The organism is Archangium lipolyticum (assembly GCF_024623785.1).
Taxonomy (GTDB): Bacteria; Myxococcota; Myxococcia; order Myxococcales; family Myxococcaceae; genus Archangium; species Archangium lipolyticum.
Genome location: NZ_JANKBZ010000036.1, coordinates 92,632 through 115,718, shown reverse-complemented (window position 1 = coordinate 115,718; position 23,087 = coordinate 92,632). Strand labels below are relative to the sequence as shown.

The 23,087-nt window shown below is 67.4% G+C and carries 20 protein-coding genes; 11 read left to right on the top strand and 9 right to left on the bottom strand.

Going from position 1 to position 23,087, the window contains the following annotated elements; all coding sequences use genetic code 11:
• Positions 1-247: 247 nt before the first annotated feature.
• A complete protein-coding gene (locus tag NR810_RS52685; protein WP_326522547.1) occupies positions 248-517 on the bottom strand; it encodes a helix-turn-helix domain-containing protein in 270 nt (89 codons plus the stop codon).
• 45 nt (positions 518-562) lie between these two features.
• Here NR810_RS52685 and NR810_RS44220 point away from each other — a divergent pair, with 45 nt between their 5' ends.
• Entirely contained in the window at positions 563-2,368 is a 1,806-nt protein-coding gene (locus tag NR810_RS44220; protein WP_257461572.1) for a hypothetical protein, read from the top strand.
• A gap of 135 nt (positions 2,369-2,503) precedes the next feature.
• Here NR810_RS44220 and NR810_RS44215 read toward each other — a convergent pair whose 3' ends face one another.
• Both NR810_RS44215 and NR810_RS44210 read right to left on the bottom strand, forming a co-directional pair.
• Positions 2,504-2,656 carry an AAA family ATPase gene (locus NR810_RS44215; RefSeq protein WP_257461571.1) on the bottom strand — a complete coding sequence of 51 codons (153 nt, stop codon included), beginning with the start codon at positions 2,654-2,656 and terminating at the stop codon, positions 2,504-2,506.
• A 38-nt stretch (positions 2,657-2,694) separates the two neighbouring features.
• Positions 2,695-3,252, bottom strand: coding sequence for a dihydrofolate reductase family protein (locus NR810_RS44210; RefSeq protein ID WP_257461570.1), 558 nt, complete (start codon positions 3,250-3,252; stop codon positions 2,695-2,697).
• Between the two features lie 342 nt (positions 3,253-3,594).
• Between NR810_RS44210 and NR810_RS44205 the strand changes: the two genes are divergently transcribed.
• The gene (locus tag NR810_RS44205; protein ID WP_257461568.1) at positions 3,595-4,137 is read left to right on the top strand and encodes a GFA family protein; all 543 of its coding nucleotides are present in this window, start codon (positions 3,595-3,597) and stop codon (positions 4,135-4,137) included.
• Between the two features lie 75 nt (positions 4,138-4,212).
• Here the strand turns inward: NR810_RS44205 and NR810_RS44200 are convergent, their stop codons facing one another.
• Together NR810_RS44200 and NR810_RS44195 are read right to left on the bottom strand one after the other, a co-directional pair.
• Positions 4,213-5,631, bottom strand: a complete 1,419-nt coding sequence (locus NR810_RS44200; RefSeq protein ID WP_257461566.1) for a hypothetical protein — start codon at positions 5,629-5,631, stop codon at positions 4,213-4,215.
• Positions 5,632-6,264: 633 nt separating this feature from the next.
• Positions 6,265-7,254 carry an NAD(P)-dependent alcohol dehydrogenase gene (locus NR810_RS44195; RefSeq protein ID WP_257461565.1) on the bottom strand — a complete coding sequence of 330 codons (990 nt, stop codon included), beginning with the start codon at positions 7,252-7,254 and terminating at the stop codon, positions 6,265-6,267.
• Between the two features lie 74 nt (positions 7,255-7,328).
• Between NR810_RS44195 and NR810_RS44190 the strand changes: the two genes are divergently transcribed.
• The 4 genes from NR810_RS44190 (at position 7,329) to NR810_RS44175 (ending at position 11,377) form a co-directional block, all read left to right on the top strand.
• Entirely contained in the window at positions 7,329-8,231 is a 903-nt protein-coding gene (locus NR810_RS44190) for a LysR family transcriptional regulator (protein WP_257461564.1), read from the top strand.
• 262 nt (positions 8,232-8,493) lie between these two features.
• Positions 8,494-9,129: a hypothetical protein gene (locus tag NR810_RS44185; RefSeq protein WP_257461563.1), complete on the top strand. Its 636-nt coding sequence runs from the start codon at positions 8,494-8,496 to the stop codon at positions 9,127-9,129.
• Positions 9,130-9,167: 38 nt separating this feature from the next.
• Positions 9,168-9,926 (top strand): VOC family protein, encoded by a 759-nt coding sequence (locus NR810_RS44180; RefSeq protein ID WP_407653896.1) that lies wholly within the window; start codon positions 9,168-9,170, stop codon positions 9,924-9,926.
• Between the two features lie 848 nt (positions 9,927-10,774).
• Complete coding sequence (locus tag NR810_RS44175) at positions 10,775-11,377, top strand: GrpB family protein (protein WP_257461561.1); 603 nt, start codon at positions 10,775-10,777, stop codon at positions 11,375-11,377.
• 123 nt (positions 11,378-11,500) lie between these two features.
• On the opposite strand, the gene NR810_RS44170 is transcribed toward NR810_RS44175, so the two are convergent.
• Both NR810_RS44170 and NR810_RS44165 read right to left on the bottom strand, forming a co-directional pair.
• Positions 11,501-12,172, bottom strand: coding sequence for a TetR/AcrR family transcriptional regulator (locus tag NR810_RS44170; protein WP_257461560.1), 672 nt, complete (start codon positions 12,170-12,172; stop codon positions 11,501-11,503).
• 24 nt (positions 12,173-12,196) lie between these two features.
• Entirely contained in the window at positions 12,197-12,844 is a 648-nt protein-coding gene (locus NR810_RS44165; protein ID WP_257461559.1) for an SRPBCC family protein, read from the bottom strand.
• 575 nt (positions 12,845-13,419) lie between these two features.
• Between NR810_RS44165 and rph the strand changes: the two genes are divergently transcribed.
• Entirely contained in the window at positions 13,420-16,059 is a 2,640-nt protein-coding gene (gene rph / locus NR810_RS44160; protein ID WP_257461558.1) for a rifamycin-inactivating phosphotransferase, read from the top strand.
• A 58-nt stretch (positions 16,060-16,117) separates the two neighbouring features.
• Here the strand turns inward: rph and NR810_RS44155 are convergent, their stop codons facing one another.
• On the bottom strand, positions 16,118-16,780 hold the full coding sequence (locus NR810_RS44155; RefSeq protein ID WP_257461556.1) for a glutathione S-transferase family protein: 663 nt from the start codon (positions 16,778-16,780) through the stop codon (positions 16,118-16,120).
• On the opposite strand from NR810_RS44155, the gene NR810_RS44150 reads away from it, so the two are divergent.
• Entirely contained in the window at positions 16,670-17,692 is a 1,023-nt protein-coding gene (locus NR810_RS44150) for an NADPH-dependent F420 reductase (RefSeq protein WP_257461555.1), read from the top strand. The two genes, NR810_RS44155 and NR810_RS44150, sit on opposite strands and share 111 nt — an antisense overlap.
• A gap of 34 nt (positions 17,693-17,726) precedes the next feature.
• On the opposite strand, the gene NR810_RS44145 is transcribed toward NR810_RS44150, so the two are convergent.
• Positions 17,727-18,659: a hypothetical protein gene (locus tag NR810_RS44145; RefSeq protein WP_257461553.1), complete on the bottom strand. Its 933-nt coding sequence runs from the start codon at positions 18,657-18,659 to the stop codon at positions 17,727-17,729.
• 287 nt (positions 18,660-18,946) lie between these two features.
• Here NR810_RS44145 and NR810_RS44140 point away from each other — a divergent pair, with 287 nt between their 5' ends.
• The 3 genes from NR810_RS44140 (at position 18,947) to NR810_RS44130 (ending at position 23,084) form a co-directional block, all read left to right on the top strand.
• Positions 18,947-20,278 (top strand): exo-beta-N-acetylmuramidase NamZ family protein, encoded by a 1,332-nt coding sequence (locus NR810_RS44140; RefSeq protein WP_257461552.1) that lies wholly within the window; start codon positions 18,947-18,949, stop codon positions 20,276-20,278.
• A 138-nt stretch (positions 20,279-20,416) separates the two neighbouring features.
• Complete coding sequence (locus NR810_RS44135) at positions 20,417-21,118, top strand: hypothetical protein (protein WP_257461551.1); 702 nt, start codon at positions 20,417-20,419, stop codon at positions 21,116-21,118.
• Between the two features lie 799 nt (positions 21,119-21,917).
• Positions 21,918-23,084, top strand: coding sequence for a hypothetical protein (locus NR810_RS44130; protein ID WP_257461550.1), 1,167 nt, complete (start codon positions 21,918-21,920; stop codon positions 23,082-23,084).
• Positions 23,085-23,087 lie beyond the last annotated feature (3 nt).

Genomic DNA, 23,087 nt, shown 5'->3' with positions numbered 1-23,087 from the left:
ACCTGCTGGTCATTGAGGCGTGGCTTGCGCATGACCGCAGAAGTAATAGCGCCCGTCCTACTTTTCGCACCACTCAGCCTACACACCGCTCCCTTGCTCCCCTGCTAAAATGAGGGGATGGCTCAGCACCCCACCAGCACCGCCAACAGACCCACGAGCGCCAATCCCCGCATGTGTCACTCCCTTTAAAAATTGGAAAACACTCTTTACCCTAAAAACGGGGCGATGAGGAGAGGACGCAAGGGATTCAGTCCGGGGCGGACGTCCGCGTCCGACGGAAGGCCTCCGGGCTCAGGCCCCACCAGCGCTTGAAGGCCCGGTGGAAGGTGGCGGGATCGCCATAGCCCAGCAGGAAGGAGACCTCGGCGATGGACATCCGGCGGCGCAGGTAGTCCGCGGAGAGCTGCGGGTGCGCTGTGAGAGTTGCAAGGATTACTCCCGATTGATGCTCGGTCCCGTGCGGGCAGGAGCCGCTCCCGCCCCACCTTGATGCGGGCTGTAACCGGAAAAACTCCACGTGCGTACAGGGGGAAATCGACGGAAATGACGGAGGGGTACGCACATGGGTTTTCTGGACAAGGTCGGCAGCGCTGTCTCCAGTAAGGTCAGCTCGACGGTCAGCGCGGTGTCCGATGTGACGGAGACGGTGGTCGACACCGCGGACGACGTGGTGGACAGCACGACGGATGCGGCGACCAACGTCTTCGGCGGCGTGAGTGAGTTCGTCCAATCGCCGCCTCCCGCGCTCTCGGGGGTCTTCGACACCTTCCAGCAGGTGCGCCAGAACACCCTGGATGTCGTGGAAGGTACCGCCCACTCCGCCATCAGCGTCGCGAACGACGGGTACCAACTCGCGGGGGACATCGCGCGCGCGGGACCGAACGCGGCGCTCGGTATCGCGGACCGGGCCCTGTCGGCGGCGGATCGGCTCGCGCCCGAGGGGGGCCTCATCGACGACGTCCTGGGCGGCGCGCAAAACGCGGTGGGCTTCGGCAGGACGGCGCTGGAGTACCACGAGCGGGTGCAGGAGTTCGCGGGTGGCGCCGCGGAGACCCTGGCCCACGGCGGGGTGAACCTCGGACGCAGGGCGGCGGAGGACCCGATCGGTACCACCCGGGACGTCATCGAGTTTGCCCGCGACACCACGTCGCTGCTGGCCATCGAGAAAGACATCAAGGCCCTGGGGCCGGGAGACAGCTATGCGCTCAACGCCAGCCTGGACGGCTCCGCCTTCGGCCTGGCCGGGCGCCTCAAGGGCTCGCAGACGATCACCCACAACAAGGACGGGACGTACACGCTCGCCGTGAACGGTGAGGCGGGGGTCGGTCTGATGAGCCGCACGGGCTCGACCGGAGCGGGCACGGTGACCGCGGACGCGTTCGCCAACCAGAGCGCCACCGTGGAGTTCAAGTTCGACTCCGCGGAAGAGGTGGCCGAGGCCGCGCGGACGTTCCTGGGGCCGATCGGCGGCGGAATTTCGGGCGCGCTCGACGGCGGTTTCCAGGGCGCCATCGACGGGGCGACTCCTGATTACGACGCGCTCCTCGAGAACATCTCGGCCGTGGAGATCTCCCCCAACGTGTCGGCCTCGGTGCTGGCCGAGGTCGGCTTCGGAGGGGCGAGCGGAACGAGCGGGCCGGCCGACAAGGCGGGCGGGACCCAGCAGGCCAACAACTTCCTGGGCATCAGCGCAGGCGCCTCCGGGAAGGCCTCGGTGAGCGCCCGGATCGAGTTCGGCGACGAGGGCCCTCCGCAGCTCGTCCTCTCCCAATCCGTGAATGCCTCCGTGTCGGATTCCGCCTCCATCCCGGGACTGGAGGGGAGCATCGGCGGCTCGGGGACCGTCACCGTGCAGGAGCGCTTCACGCTGCCGGAGGACTTCAGCATCGGCGATGCGGTCCGCGATCCGCTGAACGCCGCGAAGGAGATCGCCTCGAACGCGAAGCGCACCGGCGAGGTCTCGGTGACGCTCGCCGCCAATGTCCGCGGCGGACTCGGCGCCAAGGCCCCCAACGCGGTGGGCAAGCGCGGCGGGGAGCTCGAGGCGAAGCTCAAGTTCACCGGTGGAGCGCAGGACATCCTCGACTCCGGTGCCCTCCAGGCCGCCACCCGGGGGAACTTCTCGCGGGCCTACTCGGCGCTCGCGGACGTCACCCGGGTGGAGGCGACGCTGACCCCCATCGAGACGCAGAACACCCAGGTGTCCTACAAGGGTGGCGACGGTGTGGACTCGGTGGGCGTCTCGTTCGGTGCGACGAGCATCGATCGCCAGGAGCCCATCTTGGAGTACAAGGGCACCGTGCGGAAGGCGACCAACGAGCTCGCCCAGGCCCTCGAGCAGTACCGCCACTCGTTCATCCGCGCATAGTCGGCCCCCACGCCCCCGGGGCCGCGGCCCGCTTCAGGGCCTGCGTGGCAAGTCCCAGGTGCTCCCCTATCGAGCGCACCCCAGCGGGGGCCGTCACATACCCCAGCACCTTTCGCCTGCCTCCACACCCGGCGGTCACTTGGCGGCTGGCCGTCCCGCGCGCAGGAAGGCCAGCCGCTTCGTACCGTCGAACACGACCGACACGCCCGGGAGGGTCCGGCCGAGCTCGCGCGCGAGCGTGGTCTTGCCCGCGCCCGCCTTGCCGCAGATGAAGTGGAGCGTCGCCATCGGGGGCGTCCTCTTTCCGTGGGTCTGAACGTACTGCTCTACTTTGCGTCGACCCGGCGGTGATGCAGCGCCATCGCGCCGGATGCGAGGCGCTTCGTCGAGAGGAGCTCGAGGCGCCGCGAGCGCTCGAGGCCCTGAAACAAGGTCGGGCCATGGCCGGCAAGAACCGGGTGGACGACGAAGCGATACTCATCGATGAGCCCCAGCCGCTCGAGCTCGGCCGCGAGCATGGGGCTGCCCACTAGGACGCCGCGCGGGGTCTTCTCCTTGAGCTGCGTCACGGCCTCGTGCAAATCCCCCGCGATGCGGAAGGTGTTGTTCCACGGAAAGTCGTGTCGCGAGGCCGAGACGACATACTTCGGCTTGGCATCCAGCTTCTGCGCCCACTCCCGCATCGCTCGGGGGGCCTTCTCGTCGCGCGCCACCGCCGGCCAGTAGCTCTCCATCATCTCGTAGGTGGTGCGCCCCCACAGCATCGCCCCGACCGCGTCCATGAGCTGCGTGAAGTAGTCGTGCAGCTCGTCGTCCGCGATCCCCTCCCGATGGTCGCAGCACCCGTCCAAGGTCACGTTGAGCGCGAAGGTCAAGACCCCCATGGGATTCCTCCAGTCGTGATTGCAAACCGCAACCAGTTGCAACATACTATCGGTAGACCTGTCGAGCAAGCCGGCACTTCGTGCGTGTTGGAATGCAGGGAGAAGCCCTCCAGGACGGCGCACCGGGGTTGCTTTCGGGGAGGGGGCCGCACGTCCACCTCCGTCCAGCGCGGCCTCGAAGGCGGCGTCCAAGCTGCGTCAAGGTGCGTGCCCCATTCGGAAAGCTCCACCTCTCGTACCGGTGGATGAAGGGGGGCGCTCGGACCACCCGCCCTGGAGTGGCGGTTTCCGGAAGGGAGCGCAGTATCTGGACGGTCTGGTGTGACTCGAAGGCGAGGCGATATGAGCGTTGATTCGGGCAGGTCCCACCGCGTCGCGTGCGCATGCGGCCAGGTGGTGTTCGAGGCGGTGGGTGCGCCCATCCTGACCGTCGTATGCGATTGCACGAGCTGCCGCGAAGCGGGCCGGCGGATCGAGGCACTGCCCGGCGCGGCACCGGTGCTCGATGCCGATGGCGGCACCAGCTTCGTGCTCCATCGCAAGGACCGCGTGCGCTGCACGAGCGGTGGAGAGCAGCTCAGGGAGTACCGCCTCAAGCCCGATTCGCCGACGCGGCGGGTGGTGGCGACCTGCTGCAATTCGGCGATGTTCCTCGAGTTCAACAAAGGCCATTGGCTGAGCCTGTACCGCAACCGCATCCCCGGCGCGCCGCCAGTGGAGATGCGGGTGATGACCCGGGACCGCCCCGATGGCGCGCCCCCGGCCGGAGACGTGCCCGCCTATGCCACGCATTCCGTGGCGTTCATGTGGCGGCTGTTCGCGGCGTGGTTCGCGATGGGACTGCGCACTCCGCACGGCATCAACGGCACGAAGATCGAGGCATGAGAGCGACAGCCGCAACGGGACAGGTAGAAGACCTTGTGCCACGGCCAGTACCACCAGAACCGCGCTGCCAAGGAGCTAGCAGTAGTAGGCCTTCTCCGCTTCGAGGTCCACGACGGAGAAGTCCTGCAGCTCCCAGCTCCCCGTGAACACCGCAACCACCTTGCTCCCCGTGGGGTTCGTGCCCACGTCGTAGGTCACGGTTCCCGGTTTGTCGTTCGTCCAATCCCACTTTATGTATTTGTCATAGGAGCTATAGTTGGGCATTTCCTTCCCATCGTAGATGCCCCACCATCTGCCGTTGCTGTGCGAGAACTGGAGGTCGTACCCGCCGTCGGCGCGCTTCACGAGCTTCGGCAGCGCGGTGAGCCGGGCTCCACTGGGAAGAGAGGAAACGCGCGCCTCGGCCTGGAATTCCGACTCCTGTACCTTGAACTTGTCCCGCTCGGCCGCGCCGTTGATCTTGCCCCACACCTCCACGACCCCGTTGTGGATGTCGAGCAGGCGTTGATAGCGGACCAGCGGCCGCAGGAAGTAGTCCCGGCAGCAGATCGCCTGAAACTGACTCTTGATCCGCGCCATATCGCCGCTGGACCACTTGGTCAGGCAGACGCCATTCCGATCCACGCCGTAGCTGCTGTACGCGGAGGGGTTGCTGGCCAGATAGGAGGTGATCCGACCGGCCTCCCTGTTCAGACGCGCTTTGATCGCACTCCGGAGGTAGGCCTGGGCCTTGGTGAAATATTTGCTCAACTCCGCCTTCTCGTCATACGTGTTGTTCAGCCGCATCATGTCCAGGGCGATGGTGACCGTCAGCTGGAAGTGGCGGAGGTAGTACGGCAGCGTCACGTCGGGATAGGGGAGTGGGTTGAAGATATCCGCGTCGGAGATGAGGTCCTCGTAGAGGGCGGCGAGCCGGGTGTTGAATTCGGTGCGCTGACTCGCGGTGGGGGCCGGAATGTTGTTCCTGTCCGTGACATACATTCGGAAGCGCTCTTCCACCGCGGTCAGCTTGTTGTTGATGTCGTTCTGCGCCATGTCCGTCATGAGCTGCCGGGTCGCCTCGGTGATGCGGGTGCTCACGTCGGTCTTGAGGCAGCCCAGGATGCCCGCCCCCAGAGCCCCGATGGCGGAGGCCCCAGGAACGGGGATTTTGGCGAACGCGGAAAACGCCAGGTTCAGCACCGAGTGAACGAGGTCCTCTTGCTTGTAGCTCGTCAGCGGGGTGGCGCTGACCGGGGGGAAGGTCGCGGGCAGCACGATCATGGAGTACGTCTTCTTGTCGAAGGTGGGCAGGACCGGCTGGTCGGCCGTACAGACGAAGCGCTCGCCCTGGAAGTTGTCCTGGGCGTAGAGGGTGACCTCGAGCCCGGCCGGGACCTTCAGCGAGCGCAGCGTGCCCGCCCCGATGGTCAGCCTGGCCTTCGGGTAACGGCCATAATCGAGTTGCTGGTTCGGTGAGCTGTAATTCTGTCCTGCGTAGATAGTGATGGGCATGAGTTCCTCCGCCGGGCTCCTGGAACCACGGCAGCGTCAGTAGACCAAGCGTTGCCTTCGCGGATGTGCATTGCGGCAGTTCAGGACCTTTGCCGCGCGATGTTGTCTTGCAACCAACGGGCCACGGGTCGAGCGCCTGCGTCTGAGCTCTTCCGGGTGATGCCGAGCCGTCGGAGCGAGGCGGCACTGGTGCTTCTCGCTTCTCCACGTGGACGAAGTGGCTGGCGTGGATGGACTCAGCCCGCGTGATGCGCCGGTGCTCGAGGGTGGCTGTGCACCTGCTCGGAGCACCGACACGTCACTGACGCAGGCTGACATGTCAACCGGCGTGTCAGCGCCGCCCGCCGCAGCCGCTCAAGATCGGTCGGCGGCACTGTGCTGGGCGCGGCGTTGGGCATGCTCGCGTCGCGAGGCGCCACCACGTTCGACGCCCACCGCTTCCGGCATGGGTGGAGGCGAGGACGCTCAAACCCGTACTGGCCGCCGTCCGGCCGTGGAGCGAGATCGCGACCGTGGCTCGCGGCCCTCACGGTGCAATGACACACTCGGTGAGAACCAGCGGTCCATGCCCGAGACACCGCCGAGAGGCGAGGCCGAGGGAGGCTAGCCGCTCCCACATAGCCACAGCGCCGCTTACATCGCGCTGATCACGATCTGTCCGCGCGCGCGCCTGCTCGCCATGTGCGCCACGGCTTTGCCGGCATGCGCGAGCGGATACGTCTTGTCGATCACGACCTTCACAGCGCCCGACTCAATCAGCGCGCCGATGTCCTCGAGGTTCTTGCGCGATGGAACGAATTGAGTCGTGCGCCACTGCCTGGACTTGAAGAGCGCCCCGAATGCCATGCTGGGCAGCGTCCCCAGCCACTTGTGGGTGCCGATGCTGTTGGGCAGCAACACCCCGTTCGCGGTGAGGATGCGCGCCGATACCGACGGAGGGTGGTTCATCACGTTGTCCATCACGACGTCGTAGCGCGCGTCCTGCTCCGGGTAGCTCGTCTGCGTGTAGTCGATGACGTGGGAGGCACCGAGCGAACGCACCAGCTCGACGTTCCTCGTGCTGCAGACGCCCGTGACCACGGCACCCAAGGCCTTGGCAATCTGCACGGCGAACGTTCCCAGGCCGCCGGAGGCGCCATTGACGAGCACCTGCTGACCCGCGCGGACGCGAGCCACATCGCGCATGGCCACCAGCGCCGTCACGCCTGACATCACAGCCCCGGCGGCTTCCTCGAAGCTGAGCTTCGCCGGCTTGTGCGCCAGTTGCGTCGCCGGGACCACGGTGTATTCGCAGAAGGTCCCAGGAGCGCCGCGCTCGTAACTTCCCGTCCACACCGAGCCGAACACGGCGTCGCCGGGTGCGAATCCGGTGACGTGGGCGCCCACCGCCTCCACGACGCCGGCGACGTCCGAGCCGCGGACCGGCGACACGGGCGCACGCAGGCCGGACACCAGGCGCAACGCGTAGGGAACTCCGAGGGTGGCGATGCAGTCCGGCGTGTTCACCGACGTCGCGTGCACACGGACGAGGACTTCGCCGTCCCCCGGCGTGGGGATGTCGCTCTCGCCCTGCACCAGGACGCGTTCAGGCTCGCCATAACCGCTTTGCAAGATGGTTCGCATGTGGACCACCCTACGCGTGCGGAAATTGGCGCCCAACGGCGGATTTCGGGATGTCGGCGTGCAAAAATGTGCGCATGGACTGGGACGACCTTCGCTACGTGCTGGCGATCCACCGCGAGAAGACGCTGTCCGACGCCGCTGCCACCCTCGGGGTCTCTCGGACCACCGTCGGGCGGCGCCTGAAGGAGGCCGAGGAACGGCTGGGCGTCCGGCTCTTCGACCGCACCGAAGAAGGCTTCGCGGCCACGGCTGCCGGCGACGAGCTGGCCGAGACCGCGGCGCGACTGGAGGCGGAGATCCACGTGACCGAGGGGCGGCTTCTGGGCCGTGACGCCGAGCTCCGCGGCCGGCTGCGGGTCTCGACGGTGGACTTCCTGTTCACGGGTTTTCCCGAGGTGTTTTCCAGCTTCATCCAGCGTTATCCGGGGGTGGAAGTGACCCTCGGCGTGACCAATGCGCAGGTCTCGCTCATTCGCCGCGAGGCCGATGTGGCGCTGCGTCTGGAAAACAATCCGGCGGAGGGATTGGTGGGCCGCCGCGTCGGTCGATTGCAGTTCGAAGCCTACGCCGCGCGTTCACTCGTCGAGCGGGTGGGCCACGGTGCCACCCTCGCGGACTTCCCGTGGCTCCATTCAGACGAGCGCTCCGATGGACGTTGGCTCGATGACTGGCTGGCCCGGAACGCGCCGGGAGCCAGAGTGTCGCTGCGTTCCGACGACTTCGCGGTCCGCCGGCGCGCGCTCTCCGCCGGCATCGGCGTCACCTTCCTGGCGTGCTTTGACGGCGACGCTGATCCAGGGCTGGTGCGCGTGGGGGCGCGCCTCTCCGAAGAGGCGCGCGATCTCTGGGTGCTGACGCTGCCCGAGCTTCGCAACAACAGCCGTATTCGCGCCTTCATGGACCACGTCTACGAAGCCTTCAAACCCCATCAGCGCACGCTCGAGGGGGCTCATAGGCCAGAAACGGCCCACGGATGAGGTCCAACGGCTGAAGCCGGGCGCATCCCTCCCGCTGGGCTCGGCGTACAGGCGGGATGGGGGCCGTGTTGAGGGAGAGGGCTGGAGCCGAGGGGACGAGGAGGGCTGCTGACGGGTGCCACGAGGGCTGTGCGCCGGGCCGGTCAGACGCGGTGCAGCCCCATGGGGCACACGCCGGCCCAGTGGCCTCCCCAGGGGGAGGCGGCAGGGGCATGGGCGTCTTTGGCACCGTGACTGCTCGAGACTCAACACCACGCCACAGGTGAAGACATCCCATGCGAACGTCCTGCGCAGCAGCTTCGCCTGGTCCACTCGCGCCATCCGCTCCTTCTTCGTCTCCTTCCTGACCGCTGCCTCTGGTGCCACGCTCGCACCCTCCTCACCTGCTTGGGGGAATCTCGAGGTGACGTCCGGGTGCCTCTCCTCGAAGTACGCGGGCACGTGGCGCCGGGGATGGACGAGCACGTACAACTTCCGGGCGCTCTCGCGCCTGTACGTCGATGGCAAGAAGGTCGGCTGGAAGACCGCGGCTCCGAGCTACCGCGCTCACATCTACGACTGGCAGGCGGGCGCGCCCGAGTGGACGGGACTGCACGTCTTCGCCCGCTACCAGACCGAGAACGACCTGTACGTGGCGTCCTACCGGAAGTACGGGCTGGTCACGCTCAAGAAGAAGCTGGGCGGCCTCCACCACACCACGCTCGCGCAGAAGACGCTCGGGGCTCCGGCCACCCGGACCTGGCACACCGTGAAGCTCTCGGTGAGCGGCGACACGCTGCAATTCTTCGTCCATGGCGAGCTTCAGCTCACGGCCCATGACACCAGCCTGACCTGGGGCACGACGGGCCTGTGCACCGATTACATGGACGTGTACCTGGACGACTGGAAGCTCGAATAGCCCCGGAACCCGGCCGAGCGTTGCTATCCTGACGAGCCATGACACAAGCCAGCTGGTGCCCAGGCCGTTTCGTGTGGTGGGAGTTGCACACGCCCGATATCGCGAAGTCCAAGGCCTTCTACGAAGCGGTGGTGGGCTGGAAGATCGCGCCGGTACAGGCCGGTTCGATCCAGTACACGATGATCCACGTGGGGGGGCGGGGAATGGGCGGCATGGCGCCGCTCGCGGACGTCCAGATGCAGGGGGTCCCTCCCTTCTGGATGGCCTACGTCTCGGTGCTCGATGTGGATGCCGCCGCGGCCGCCGCGAGGAGCGCGGGGGGCAAGGTGCTGCTGGGGCCCGTCGACATGCCGCCGGTGGGGCGTTTCGCGGTGCTGGTGGATCCGCAGGGCGCGGCGGTCATGGCGTACAAGGCAAGCCAGGGAGACCCGCCCGAGGTGGAGCTGCCGGGCCCGGGGATGATGGGGTGGACCGAGCTGTACACCACCGACGTGGCTGGCGCGGCGGCGTTCTACGAGAAGGTGTTCGGCTGGAAGCTGCGACCGTTCATGGGCAACCCGAACATGCCGGTCTTCTACCGGGGCGAGCGTGTTGCCGGTGGGCTCATGAAGGCACCCGAGGGGATGCCGCCCAACTGGCTGAATCACGTGGTCGTGGCGGATCTGGCCGAGGCGCGCACGAAGGCCGTCCAGCTCGGCGGCCGGGTTCTGGTCGAGGAGCTCGCCATGCCGGGGCTCGGCCGGTTCAGCGTGCTCCTCGACAACGTGGGGGCCGGCATCTCCCTGTTCCAGCGCTGAAGCCGGGTTCCCCTGCGAGGCCCGAGGACGAAGGACCGATGCTCGACACCCGGGAAGTTGCCTCTGGAGCAGTCAGGCAACCGAGGGAGGGCGGAGCAGCTCCCGCGCGCCAGGATGGCCGGAGCCAGAGGAGGGCATGGCGTGCGGGGAGCGCAGAACGTGAATCCTCGGGCGCTGTCGCGTCTGGAGATGATGCGCGCGGCCGCGGTGGTGGCCGTGCTGCTGGCGGCGTTGGTGGCCGTGGCGTGGCAGCTCGTCGAGCCGGCTCCGCAGGCTCCGGCGTCGACGTCGCCATCGTGCAGGGCGGTACGGCCCCCGCGGAGAAGGAGCGGCGGAAGGAGCTGGTCGCGCTGGCGAGCCTGTACCTGGAGCCGGTGTGGGTGTTCTACCGGGGCGAGGCGCAGCTCGACAGGCTCTTAGAGACAACGGGCGGTGCGAGCACTGCTGTGGGAGGTGGAGGCCGAAGCCCGTGTGCAGGGGAGGCCTGTCATGGGAGCGCGAGCGGTGCAGCAGCAGCACCCGCATACCCGGCCCGAGCGTCTCAAGCCCAAGGGGTGCGCTCGGCCTCGCACCGTACGAGGGGGAGGGCCGGGCGGAGCGTCAACGGTGCTGCGCACGGCTCGGGCGGCCCCCGTCAGCGGCCCTCCTCTGTCCCTCCGCTCCAGTCCTCCACCTCTCCACAGGTCTTCAATCCTTCACTCCCGGGCAACTCGTCGCGAGCGGGCAGGACGAGGAGTCCCGCACGCTCACGCAAGCGGTGAAGTGGTTCTCGGAGGACCGGGTGCTGCTCGACGGTTCGTCGCGAAGCGACTTCACGCGTGCACCCGCCGTCACTACACTCGTGCACCGTGGCCAGCGCAGCAGAGATCGTCCGCAACCACGAGTACGACCCGAACGGCGTCGAGTACTTCGTTTCCCCGCCGAAGAGCGAGCACATCGAGGTGGTGCCGTACGACCCGTCATGGCCGGCCGCCTTCGCCGAGCTCGCCGCACGGCTCCGCGCCGCCCTCGGCGAGGTGGCGCTCTCGATCGAGCACGTCGGCTCCACCTCCGTTCCCGGCCTGCCGGCGAAGCCGGTCATCGACATCGACCTCACGGTTCCCGACTCGCGAGACGAGGACGCCTACCGCCCGGCGCTCGAGGCGGCGGGCTTCCCGGTGCTGTTCCGCGAGCCGGTCTTCCACGAGCACCGGTTCGCCCGCGGCGACTCGCCGCCCGCGAACATCCACATCTGGAGCCCCGACTGCCCCGAGGCCATCCGGCACCGGATGCTGCGGGACTGGCTCATCGCGCATCCGGAGGACCGCGAGCTGTACGCCGCGGCGAAGTTCGCGTCGGCCGAGCAGATCAACGCGGAGGGCGGCGTGGTGATGGACTACAACCAGCGCAAGCAGCCGGTGATCCGCGACATCCTCGAGCGGATGTTCCGGGCGCACGGCCTCATCGACTGACAGCCGAGCTCTTGCGGCCACGCGTCCAGCGCATCACCGACGCCCTGCTCGACAAGGCACCCAATCCAATCGCGGCGTGCGCTCCTTCGTCGACTCGCATCCTCCCCGCTCCGCTGCGGCCCGCTACCCAGCAAGGCCCGCGCCTGTCCCCAGCGCGACGGTCACCACCTCGGCGACAGCAACCCGCTCCAGCAACTCGAGCTTCGGAATCCCGGGAATGTTTCCGAGGACCCGGGCCGCCCGGAGGGATGCGAACCCGTGGCACAGCGACCAGACGGCGATGGCCCGGGCCGCCACGGACTCTGATGACATCCCGGGGTTTCCCGCCGCCACCACTCCCAGCAGCACCTGAAGGCACCTCTCGGAGGCAGCGTGAACGGCGGCGAAGCGCACACGGTCCTCGATGTCGGGCAGGAACATGATGCGGTAGTGCGACGCATGCTCACGCGCGAAGGCGAGATACGCGGTGGCAAGCGCCGCGGCCTGACCTGGTGCCGAGGGCTCCCGGCTCACGGCCCTCACGAGTTTCTCCCCGAGAATCTCGAAGCCCTCCGTGGCCAGCGCGGCCAGGAGTGACTGCTTGTCCGGAAAGTGGTGATACGGCGCGCCGGGAGATACGCCCGCGGCCCTCGCGAGGACCTGGATGGTCAGGCCCGTGACATCACCCTCACGCAAGAACTCGATGGCGGCATCGAGCAGCGCACGACGGAGATCGAGGTGGTGATAGCCACGTGTCTTCGCGGGCTGTTTGCCCCGCGCGGCTCCCGTCCGGCTCGTTTTGCGCTCTCCCGCCACGGATGCTCCTGCCGGTGACCGGCGTCAGAGAGTATGCCCCGGAAGCTCCTTCACCGCTTCGGTCCTGATGCGCTCCATACCAGCCCGCATGAAACCAGCGTAGTCCTCTTCGACGAAGGACTCGAGGAAACCCGTCGTGGGCCACCCCAGCCCGCGGAAGCGGTACGTCCAGCTCAGGTGCGTTCCGCTCGGTGTCGGCGTGAAGCGGAACTCGCCCACCGCATACTGGACGGCACGCCGCGCGTCGTTCGTGAAGTTCCAGACGACGTACTGGAAGCGACGCCCCTCCTCCACCACGAGCAGCTCTTCGAGCGCCGTGTTTCCATCACGCAACACCACGCGCCGACGCGTTCCAGGGGTGCCCCAGGAGGCCGAGAGGACATCGGCCCTCTCCACTCCGGGGAGCTCCTCGGTCCCAGGGAGAACACGCTCCAGCGGAACGTTCACCAACCAGGGGAGCAGCACGCCCGGGGGCACGGCGATCTCGGCCTCGAGGGTGTGGGAGATGAAGGGAGCATTCGCCTCCACGACGGGGGCCGCCACGGAGCGGTGCAGCGAGTCCCGCTCCGCGGCAGTCGTTCCCGATTCGTAGCCGATCGGGGTTGCCGCACAGGCACTCATGAGCGCCCCAACCGCGAGCGCGAGGACAACAGGGGATGAAATACGCATCATGACTCCTCCATATCTAAAATTCATTTAGATCAAGGAGCGTGGTTTGTCAATCCATGGATCGTCGCGCGTTCAGCGGCCCGGGCAACGGCGCGCGAGGCGCGCGCTAGAAGGCCCGGTTCACCGCGTTGCGGAGCTGGCCCCGGCGCGAGGGCCACATAAGGCCGCGTGGCTCGAGGCTCGGCGTCGCCTGCGGGGCAGGCCGTGGTGGGCCTCGCGTACGGTGGTGCTGGTGGTGCTTGCGCCGCAGATGGCGTGCGCGACGAGCTACCTGATGGGCGGGATACTCGCGGGCACGTCGCGCAGCTGGCGGCGGAGCGGCGGAGCGCAGGGCGTGGGCCCTTCGCGCGCTTCTTCGCGCGGAGCAAGAGCCGCTTCGCAGAAGGCGGATTTATCTTCCGGGCGTGAACAGGCCCGAGGAGAGAACGCACGGGGTGAGTGCGGGTGTCACCTCCGCGGAGAGGGGCGCGCGATTGTGGAGCACCTGGGCCTGCCCACGGCAGGTGCGAGGCTAGCCTCGGCGCGCGAAGCCCCCCTCATGCCTATAGTTGGCGCCCTTCGATGAGGGAGGTGAAGGAATGCGTGCCTACGTGCTTGGTTTCCAGGAGGTCGACCGAACCCGAATCCTGGTTGTCGGGGGGAAAGGCGCGAGCCTGGGGGAGCTTTCCAGGCTGGAAGGAATCCGCGTACCGGATGGCTTTTGCGTTTCGACCGAAGCCTTCAAGCGGCTCCTGGGAGAAGCGCCGACGATGGGCGAATGGCTCGAGCGGTTGTCGCGTCTGAAGGCGGAAGACCGGGATGGAATCCGGGAGCTCAGCGCGGAGATCCGCACACTCATCGAAGGGATGGCCATCCCTGAAGACGTTCAGGAAGCGATCACCCGCTTCCTTTCCAGGCTTGGCGAGCAAGCTGCCTATGCCGTCCGGTCCAGCGCGACGGCGGAGGATTTGCCGACGGCTTCCTTCGCGGGCCAGCAGGACACGTACCTGAACGTCATCGGGAAGCCGGCGATCCTGGCGCACGTCAGCCGGTGCTGGGCGTCGCTCTTCACCGAGCGGGCGGTCACCTACCGCCTTCGACACGGCTTCGACCACCGCAAGGTCCACATGGCGGTGGTGGTGCAGAAGATGGTCGTCCCGCAGGCGGCCGGAACCTTGTTCACGGCCGATCCCATGACCTCGAACCGGAAGGTGTCATCCATCGAGGCTGGCTTCGGCCTCGGTGAGGCCTTGGTCTCCGGCCTGGTGAACGCCGATGGCTACAAGGTGCGCAACGGCCAGGTCACCGAGAAGACGGTCGCCACCAAGAAGCTGGCGACCTGGGCCTTGGCGGATGGCGGTACGCAGGAACGGGCGATCGAGCCCGAGCGGCAGAACAGCCCCGTGCTGACGGATGAGCAGATCGTGCGGCTCGAGCGCCTGGGCAGGCGGATCGAAGGGCACTTCGGTCATCCCCAGGACATCGAATGGTGCCTGGTCGACGACGCGTTCTACATCGTCCAGAGCCGGCCCATCACCACCCTGTACCCCATCCCGGAGGTGGGTGATCGAGGCAACCACGTCTTCGTCTCCGTCGGCCATCAACAAATGATGACCGACCCCATGAAGCCTTTGGGGCTGTCCTTGTGGCAGTTGACCGCCGCTCGCCCCATGTATGCGGCGGGTGGGAGGTTGTTCGTCGATATCACGAAGGAGCTGGCTTCACCGGCGAGCCGGGGCGTCGTGTTGAATGTCCTGGGCGGATCCGACCCGCTCATCAAGGACGCCCTCATGACCCTCATCGAGCGGGGCGATTTCATCGAACCGCCGCCCGCGGATCCGCCCGCACCGGGTCCCGCTCAAGGCAAGCCAGGGATGTCGCCCGCGGGTTCCCCCCCGCCTCTCGACGATGATCCGGCGATCGTCGCCGATTTGATCGCGCGCAGCCAGACGTCGATCGAAGCGCTGAAGCGGAACATCCAGACGAAATCCGGAACGGAATTACTGGATTTCATCCTGGAAGACGTTCAGCACTTGAAGAAGAGCTTGCTCGAACCGCGGAGCTTCAGCGCGCTCATGGCCGGCATGAACGCTTCGTCTTGGATCAACGAGAAGATGATGGCGTGGTTGGGCGAGAAGAACGCCGCGGACACCCTCTCTCAGTCCGTGCCGAACAACATCACCTCGGAAATGGGGCTGGCGCTGCTGGACGTCGCGGACGCGATCCGGCCTCATCCGGAGGTGGTCGAATACCTGCGAAATGCCAGGGATGAAGGCTTCTTGGAGGGCCTGGCCCGGTTGGAGGGTGGACAGGCAGCCCACGACGCCCTCTCCGCTTATCTCGACAAATTCGGCATGCGATGCGTCGGGGAAATCGATGTGACGAGGACGCGTTGGCGCGAAAGACCCACGACCCTCGTCCCCTTGCTCCTCAGCAACATCAAGACCTTCGAGCCCGGGGCCGGCAGCCGGAAGTTCGAGCAGGGGCGGCAGGAGGCCTTGAAGAAGGAACAGGAGCTCCTGGCGCGATTGAAGCAATTGCCGGATGGGGAGCAAAAAGCCGGAGAAGCGCAACGGATGATCAGCCGGCTCCGGAACTTCATCGGCTACCGTGAGTACCCGAAATACGGCATCGTCAATCGCTACTTCCTCTACAAGCAGGCCTTGCTGAAGGAAGCCGATCGGCTCGTGCAGGCCCACGTGCTCCATGAAAAGGAAGACATCTACTATCTCACCATCCAGGAGCTTCGCGAAGTCGTGCGCACGAACCAGCTTGATGGCGAAATCGTCAGCCGGCGAAAGGACGAGCACGAACGATACCGGAAGCTGACGCCACCGCGGGTCATCACGTCCGATGGTGAAATCGTCGCAGGTGCGTACAAACGAGCCGATCTCCCCGCCGGAGCCCTCGTCGGTCTACCGGTCTCCTCGGGCGTGGTGGAGGGACGAGCCCGCGTCGTCTTGGACATGGCCGACGCGGATCTGGCAGAGGGGGATATCCTGGTCACCTCCTTCACGGACCCGAGCTGGACGCCCTTGTTCGTGTCCATCAAGGGCCTGGTGACCGAGGTGGGGGGACTGATGACCCATGGCGCGGTGATCGCCCGGGAATACGGCTTGCCGGCCGTCGTCGGCGTGGAGCAGGCGACCCGGCGGATCCAGGATGGGCAACGCATCCGCGTGCATGGAACGGAAGGGTACGTCGAGCTCCTGCCCTGGCCGGGCCAGCCCGACAGGTAGGCGGGCGGCACGTCACAGGTCCCGGGCGCCCATCCACTTCTCCGAGAGCCAGACGCGGCTAGCGCGCGCTGCCCGCCGGGGCCCCGAGGCGCTGCTCATAGGCCTCCAGCGTCCGCTGCCAGGCGGGCCGTGCCTCACAGCGCTCGCGGTAGGCGGAGACCCGGGGGAAGCCGTCGAGCACGCCCGCGTTGCGCACCTCGCGCAGCACCGTGGTCATCAGGATGTCCGCCACGGTGAACGCCTCGCCGGTGAGATACGGACGCTCCCGAAGCCAGTCCTCAAGCGATGTCAGCGCGCGCCCGGCCCACTGCACCAGCTCGGGACGCCGCTGCGCGCCGGTGGGATCGGCGGCGCCGAACAGATCGATCATCACGATCTGGAACAGCGGGGGCTCCAGGGTGTTGAGCGCGGCGAAGCACCAGCGCGTCACCTGGGCGCGGCCCTGGAGATCCGCGGGCATCAATCTGCCCGTCTTCTCCGCCAGGTACAGCAGGATCGCGCCCGTCTCGGTGAGGACGAAGCCGTCGTCCTCGAGCACCGGCACCTGAGAGAAGGGGTTCAGCCGCCGGTACTCCTCGCTCCTGAGCTCCCCCGCGGGATGATCCACGCCGTGCACCCGGTAGGGCACGCCCAGTTCCTCGAGCGTCCACAGGACGCGCAAATCACGCGTGAGACCCACTACCTTCGAGTTGACGCGGCCAAAGCCGTAGAGCGTGAGCATTCCAGCATTGTTGCTCTAAATCGCGGACACGCCCCAGGCGCGTCCGTGAAGGTGTCGTGGAGGTGTCGTGGAGGTGTCAAACACCTCGTACAGCCGGGCCGCCGGAGCCGGCGCCGGCGGTCGCGTCGAGAATCCGGCACGCACCGCGCACCGCTCGTGGGGGTCGGGCATCGAACCGGCGCACGGAGTCATGGGAATCGCTCCCAGGAGGATGGCGGCATGAAGATCGGAATCATCGGCGCGGGAATGATTGGTGGAACCCTCGCTCGACGCTGGACCCGGCTCGGACACGAGGTCTTCATCGCGAACTCTCGCGGGCCCGAGACGCTTGGCGAGCTCGCGGCGGAGACGGGCGCGAAGGCCGTCACCCGCGCCGAGGCGGCGCGGGCTGGCGAGGTCGTCGTCCTGACGATCCCCCAGAAGGCCGTCCTGGACCTGCCCAGGGATCTCTTCGCGAACGTACCCAAGGACGTCGTCGTGATCGACACGGGCAACTACTACCCCATCCGCGACGGACAGCTCGCGGAACTCGACGGCGGAATGGTCGAGAGCGAGTGGGTCGCGTCACGGATCGGCCGCCCCGTCGTCAAGGCCTTCAACAACATCTACTTCAAGAGCCTGCTGGAGAAGGGCACGGCCAAGGGCACACCGGGGAGGATCGCGCTGCCGGTCGCGGGGGATCCGCCCGAAGCTCGGGCGAAGGTGCTCCGGCTCGTGGACGAGCTCGGGTTCGAGCCCGTCGATGCCGGCAGCCTCTCGGACTCGTGGCGCCAGCAGCCCGGTACCCCGGCCTACACCCAAGACCTCGATGAGGCGCGCCTGAAGCAGGCCCTCGCCCAGGCCGAGCGCCACCGCATCCCGGAGTACCGCAACGCCGCCAACGACTCCTTGAAGAAGTACCTGGCGACGTAGCTCGACGCTTCATCCCTCGCCCCCGGAGAGCGTGTCAGGGAACTCGAGCGACGCGACACGGCACGACACGCGGCGGGAAGGAGAAGGGCGGAAAACGGGCCGAGAAGTCCCCTCGCATCCACCGTGCCGCCGCCTCTCGGAACGCCGCGACGAAGGCCCGGTATTGCTCACGCAACTCCTTCAATGATTGGCGCGTAGAAGCATGCCCCAACGGCCGAGGGCTCCGCTCGAGGTGCTTGGGCCGGGTATGCGGGTGCTGTGCCCTCACGGCTCGCGCCCCCAACACCGGCCTGTCCTTTGCGCCAGCCTCGGACTCCACCGCCTCCACCACTCTCCGCACCGCACGCTGCCGCTCCTCCTCCCCCAGTCCTTTCCAACACGGCAGGGGCTCCACCACCAACTCCACTGGCTCGGCAATTTCCTCGGCGAAGCGCCCCTCCCCCGCCGCCATGTCCTCGCTCCCCCTCTTGCTCCAGCGCTTCGTCCAGCTGAACCACTGGAACAGACGCCGAGCCGGTCCCAGCAACTGCGGCAGGCACGTGAGGCCCGGCCACTCAGCGCTCCTCTCCACCAGCCCCTCCTTCACCCCATGGGCCAGCACGTAGCGCAGCCGGCCTACCAGCGCCTCGTCGTCCAGTACCGGCTCGGCTGAATAGCGCCTCTCCCAGAAGCCGCCACTCCAGTCCACCAACCGTCCCACCTTCCTGGAGAGGTTGGCGCGCAGATACTGCATGAAACCGGCGAGCGCTGCCCCCCGGGCCCACACCAGCAGGTGGAAGTGGTTGGAGGCGAAGGTGAACGCGTGCAGCCGCACATTGCCGGCGCTCTGCTGGACGGCTCGCGCCAGCACCCCTCCCACCACCTCATTCACTTGCGCGCTGGGGCGCAGCAGCAGCCGTCCCTGGAAGCACCTGGACGTAACGAAATAGAAGCCCTCCTCCTGGAACATCCTCAGCGGCCAGCCCATCCCCATCCCCTACGCACGAGTCATCAGGCCGGATGCATCCTGGGGGCCAGTTCCAAGTCCTCGGAAAGACTTGAAGAGCGGTCGCCTACCCGTCCACGCCCAAGCCTCGTTCTCGCTCAAGCCCCTCGTTTCGAGTCCTTTGACACTGTCTCTGGAGTTCTTTGACACCCTCTCTGCGTCGTGTCTCTCGAGTTCTTTGACACCCTCTCTGACACCCTCTCTGGCTTCTTGTCGGTGATCCGGCTGCCGACTACCGTCCCGACAGGAGTCGAGTCTCGGGAGGCGTCATGGGAAGAGATCCTGAACGGCTGAGTCGCCGACGTGTCATCGCCCTGGGCGGTGGGGCCGCCGTCAGCGCCGTCGCCTGTGCGGCGGCCGACGATCCGGCCAGCCCCGAGCCGGCCAAACCCGGCCAGCGACCCCGGTTTCCGGTGCGCACCGGCCTGGACCACCTGGTCGAGGGCGGTTTCGCGGCGCTCGCCGGTGAGCGGGTCGGCGTCATCTCCAACCCCACCGGCGTGGACGGCAGGTACAGCCACCTGGTCGACCTGATGCACGCGCACGCCCGGGACACCGGGGGGCTGACCATCGGCGGCGTCTTCGGCCCCGAGCACGGTTTCCGCGGCTCCGCGCAGGCCGGCGGCAGCGAGGGCACCGGGATCGACGCGCGCACCGGGCTGACCGTCTATGACGCGTACAACGCCAGCCAGGCCACCTGGGAGACCCTCTACGAGCGGGCCGGCGTGCAGACCGTCGTCTTCGACATCCAGGACGTCGGCAGCCGGTTCTACACCTACATCTGGGCGCTCTACGACTCGATGGTCGCCGCAGCCCGGCGTGGGCTGCGCTACGTCGTGCTCGACCGGCCCAACCCGGCGGGCGGCAAGGCGTACGGGCCGATGATGACCACCCGCTTCACCACCGCCGTCGGCAAGAAGGAGATCGTCCAGCAGCACGGGATGACCGTCGGCGAGCTGGCCCGCTTCTACAACGGCGAGTTCCTGCCGACCGACGCCGGGCGTCCGGTCGAGCTGGAGGTCATCGAGTGCAGCGGCTGGGTGCCGAACATGATGGGCGCCGACACCGACGTTCCGTGGGTCATGCCGAGCCCCAACATGCCGACCCCGGACACCGCGCTGGTGTACCCTGGTACCGGCATGTTCGAGGGCGTGGCGAGCCTGTCCGAGGGGCGCGGCACCACGCGCCCGTTCGAGCTCATCGGCGGGCCCGGGTTCGACTACCACTGGAGCGACCGGCTCAACGCCGCGAACCTGCCCGGGGTGAGCTTCCGGGAGGCCTACTTCACGCCGACGTTCAACAAGTTCGCCAATACGCTGTGCGCCGGCGTCGAGGTGAAGGTGACCGACCCGCAGGCCTTCGACCCGATCCGGACGGCCGTCGCGATGCTGGTGGAGGCGCGCAAGTACCCCGCCTTCGTCTGGCGGACCGACTCCTGGGACGCCGCGCGGCCGTACTGGATCGACAAGCTGAGCGGGTCCGAGCGGCTGCGCACGATGATCGACGCTGGGGCGTCCACGGACGAGCTCGTCGGCGCGTGGCGCGACGAGCTGGTGGAGTTCGACGCCCAGCGCCGCCCGTACCTGCTCTACCGCCGTTAGTGATGCCCTTCGGTCAGCCGCACCCGGTCTGGCGCACTGCTCGGGCGGCCCCCGTCCACGACCGCCTCAGTCTCTCTCACCGTGAGCTTCGGCGGGGCGTGAGGCACACGGTGCAACGAGAGCCTGTATGGTTCGCGCATGCCCCTGGACAACTCCCTGATGAATGACCCGAGGTTCTGGGCAGGCCATCTGTGTTCCTCCTTTGGACAGATCGGCGACCCGTTCGAGCCCGCCAAGGTCGTCTCCGCCTTCGGCATCGCCAGCGAAAAGGCCTTGCTGAACTGGTGGCATGGCGCGACCCGGTACGACGCCGACACCTTCGATGAGACGGACGGGATTCTCGAGGACCCGACACGTGTCGAGGTCCCCCTGCCGCGTGGCGTGCTCCTGCAGGTCCTCATTCATCCCGGGCTGGCGGAGTACAAGCTGTCGAGCCCCGGGAGCGAGCCGCTCCTCCTGGGCGAGGCGGGCCCCCACTGGCGCCTCCCGCTGCTGCGCTACGAGGAGTGGATGTCCCTGGCGGATTCGCCGCACGCCCAGGGGCTCCTCCTGCCGGGCGCCTGGGTCACCCAGGGCGTCGACCTCGAGACGATGCGGCGCTCCGTGGAGGCGCTGTTCTCGAAGTTGGGGGCACGCGACCTCCAAGCGGCCCGCTCGCTCTCGAAGGACTGGTGCCAGACCATGACCCATGCGAGCGAGCACAAGTGGTGGCACGAGGAGCCACTCGGATGGGTCACTGACTGCGAACACAGCACGCGCGCGGCGGCCTCGAAGGACAAGGCCCTGGTCCAACGGCTCAACGCCCTGCTCGCGGTGCCAGGAGGCTCCCCCGGAGCATGAGCCGGGAGATTCCCGGAGTCCCCCACCTGAGGGTGAAGTTCCCCTGTCAGGGGTGCGCGCCATTGGCGCCGCGGAACGTGAATTGCACGAAAGCCCCGTGTCAGCCCGCCGTAGCAGACTGCGCCCTTCACTCACTCAGAGGGTGGCCATCTGAATACGCGCGTCATCCGGTCTCGGCATTCACTCGCTTCTTACGGACTCTGGCTGGCGATGCTCCTCTGCCTGGGGCCCCCTGCCCGTGCGCAGAGCGCTCGCGACACCACCATCGAGCTTGCCGCGGTGGCGGTGGACTCACCCGCCAGCCTGACACTGAGCTGGAGTGCTTCGGCAACCGCGGTCAACTCGCTCACGGTCTCTCGCAGGCGCCTGGGAAGCCCGACATGGGAGGCAGCCGTGCAGTTGGCCGCCACCGCGACGTCGTATTCCGACACCTCGGTCAAGGTGAACGACGGGTCCCTGGACTCCAGCCCGGCCACGGTGCGCATCACCCTCACGTCGAGCGCGTCCCTCGCGGCCGACCCGACGGCCGAGCCTGGTGAGGCCCAGGTCGCCCCGCCGTTGGGGCCACAGCGGGGGACCGGAAGGACTGGGGATGTTCCAGCGTGGGAGGGGCCGACGCCCTGATGCTGCTCCTCGTGTTCTCGCGTTCTCGAGCCCAGCATCCCTCCATGGGGTGCTGGGCCTTCGTTGGATGGAGGGATGGAGCACCCTCCTGAGTTCATGCTGGAGTTGCGGGTGCGTTCGTGGTGAGTCTCTCCGTGGAGAGCTGGGGCTCCAGCTCTGGGGAGGGATATCACACGTGAATCGTTGGACTCTGGGAGTGGCATGCGTGGGACTGCTGGTCGCCTCGGAGAGTGCGCTCGCGGCACCGGCCGCGGACGTCTTCGATCGTGCGCGGCTGGCGAAGTACGCCTCGAAGGCTCCGGGCAAGATCTTCGAGGATCCGCAGCTCTCCTGCTACCTGCGCGAGCTCCTGACGAAGAAGGACTACGACGCGTTGATGGAGCGGATGGCCCAGATCGCGCTCGGCGGTGAGCCCGATGCGACGGGGGCGTTCCATTTCGAGGGGAACGTCCCCGGGTTGTTCACCGAGATGGAGGGCATCGTGCTCATCCATCCGGAAGGTCGCCTCTGGGTCGCGTACATCGCGGGTGACGAGGTGAGCTACTTCACGAACGATCCCGGCTCGCTCCAGAAGCAGCCGCGGGCCATCGACGCGTGGCGGGAGCGCTTCAAGGAGAAGCCCATCGTTGCGGTATCGGCGCAGCGCGAGGTGCGCCCGGAAGAGCTGGCACAGCGGTGCGGTCCGCGGAAGCTGGCGGCGGAGATGGAGCGTTTCAACCGGCTGGAGTCCGGGAACGTGTGCCAGCTCGAGGGAATCAACTTCTCCCCGTTCCAACCCGCGGTGATCAAGGGGGGAGCGCCGGAGAGCCGGGTCTACTTCTACTCCGAGCCGGAGCCCTGCCCCGCGAGCGGTGAGTGCAAGTCTCGCAAGAAGGCCTACCTCGTGGAGAACGATGCCGTCGAGTTGAGCACCGACGACATCCGGAAGAACGGTTTCGTCTGTGCCCGTTACCGCGGCGTCAAGGGGAGCAGGACCGCGGGTTGGCTGCCCGAGACCGCGTTGTCGGTCAAACCGCTCGAGCTCCCCGCGGGAGAGGCGGGCCCCGGGACGAAGCCCGCGGATTGGGTGGGAACCTGGAGCCGGGATTCGGAATCCCTCACCATTCGCGCGACGGGACCCAACCGCATCGAGGTGGTGGGCATGCCCGAGTCCCAGCCGGGCATGGCCGACGCCGAGGAGAGCACGATGGCGTACACCGTCTCGGGCCCCCTCCTCTTGAAGGCGGAGTCGGTCGAAAAGGGAGGCGATGAGCCGGAGCCCGTGCGACTGCGCCTCCTCAACAACGCGATCTTCGCCGAGTGCTCCGGATGCGCCTTCAACGGCCTCTACTTCCGGAAGTAACAC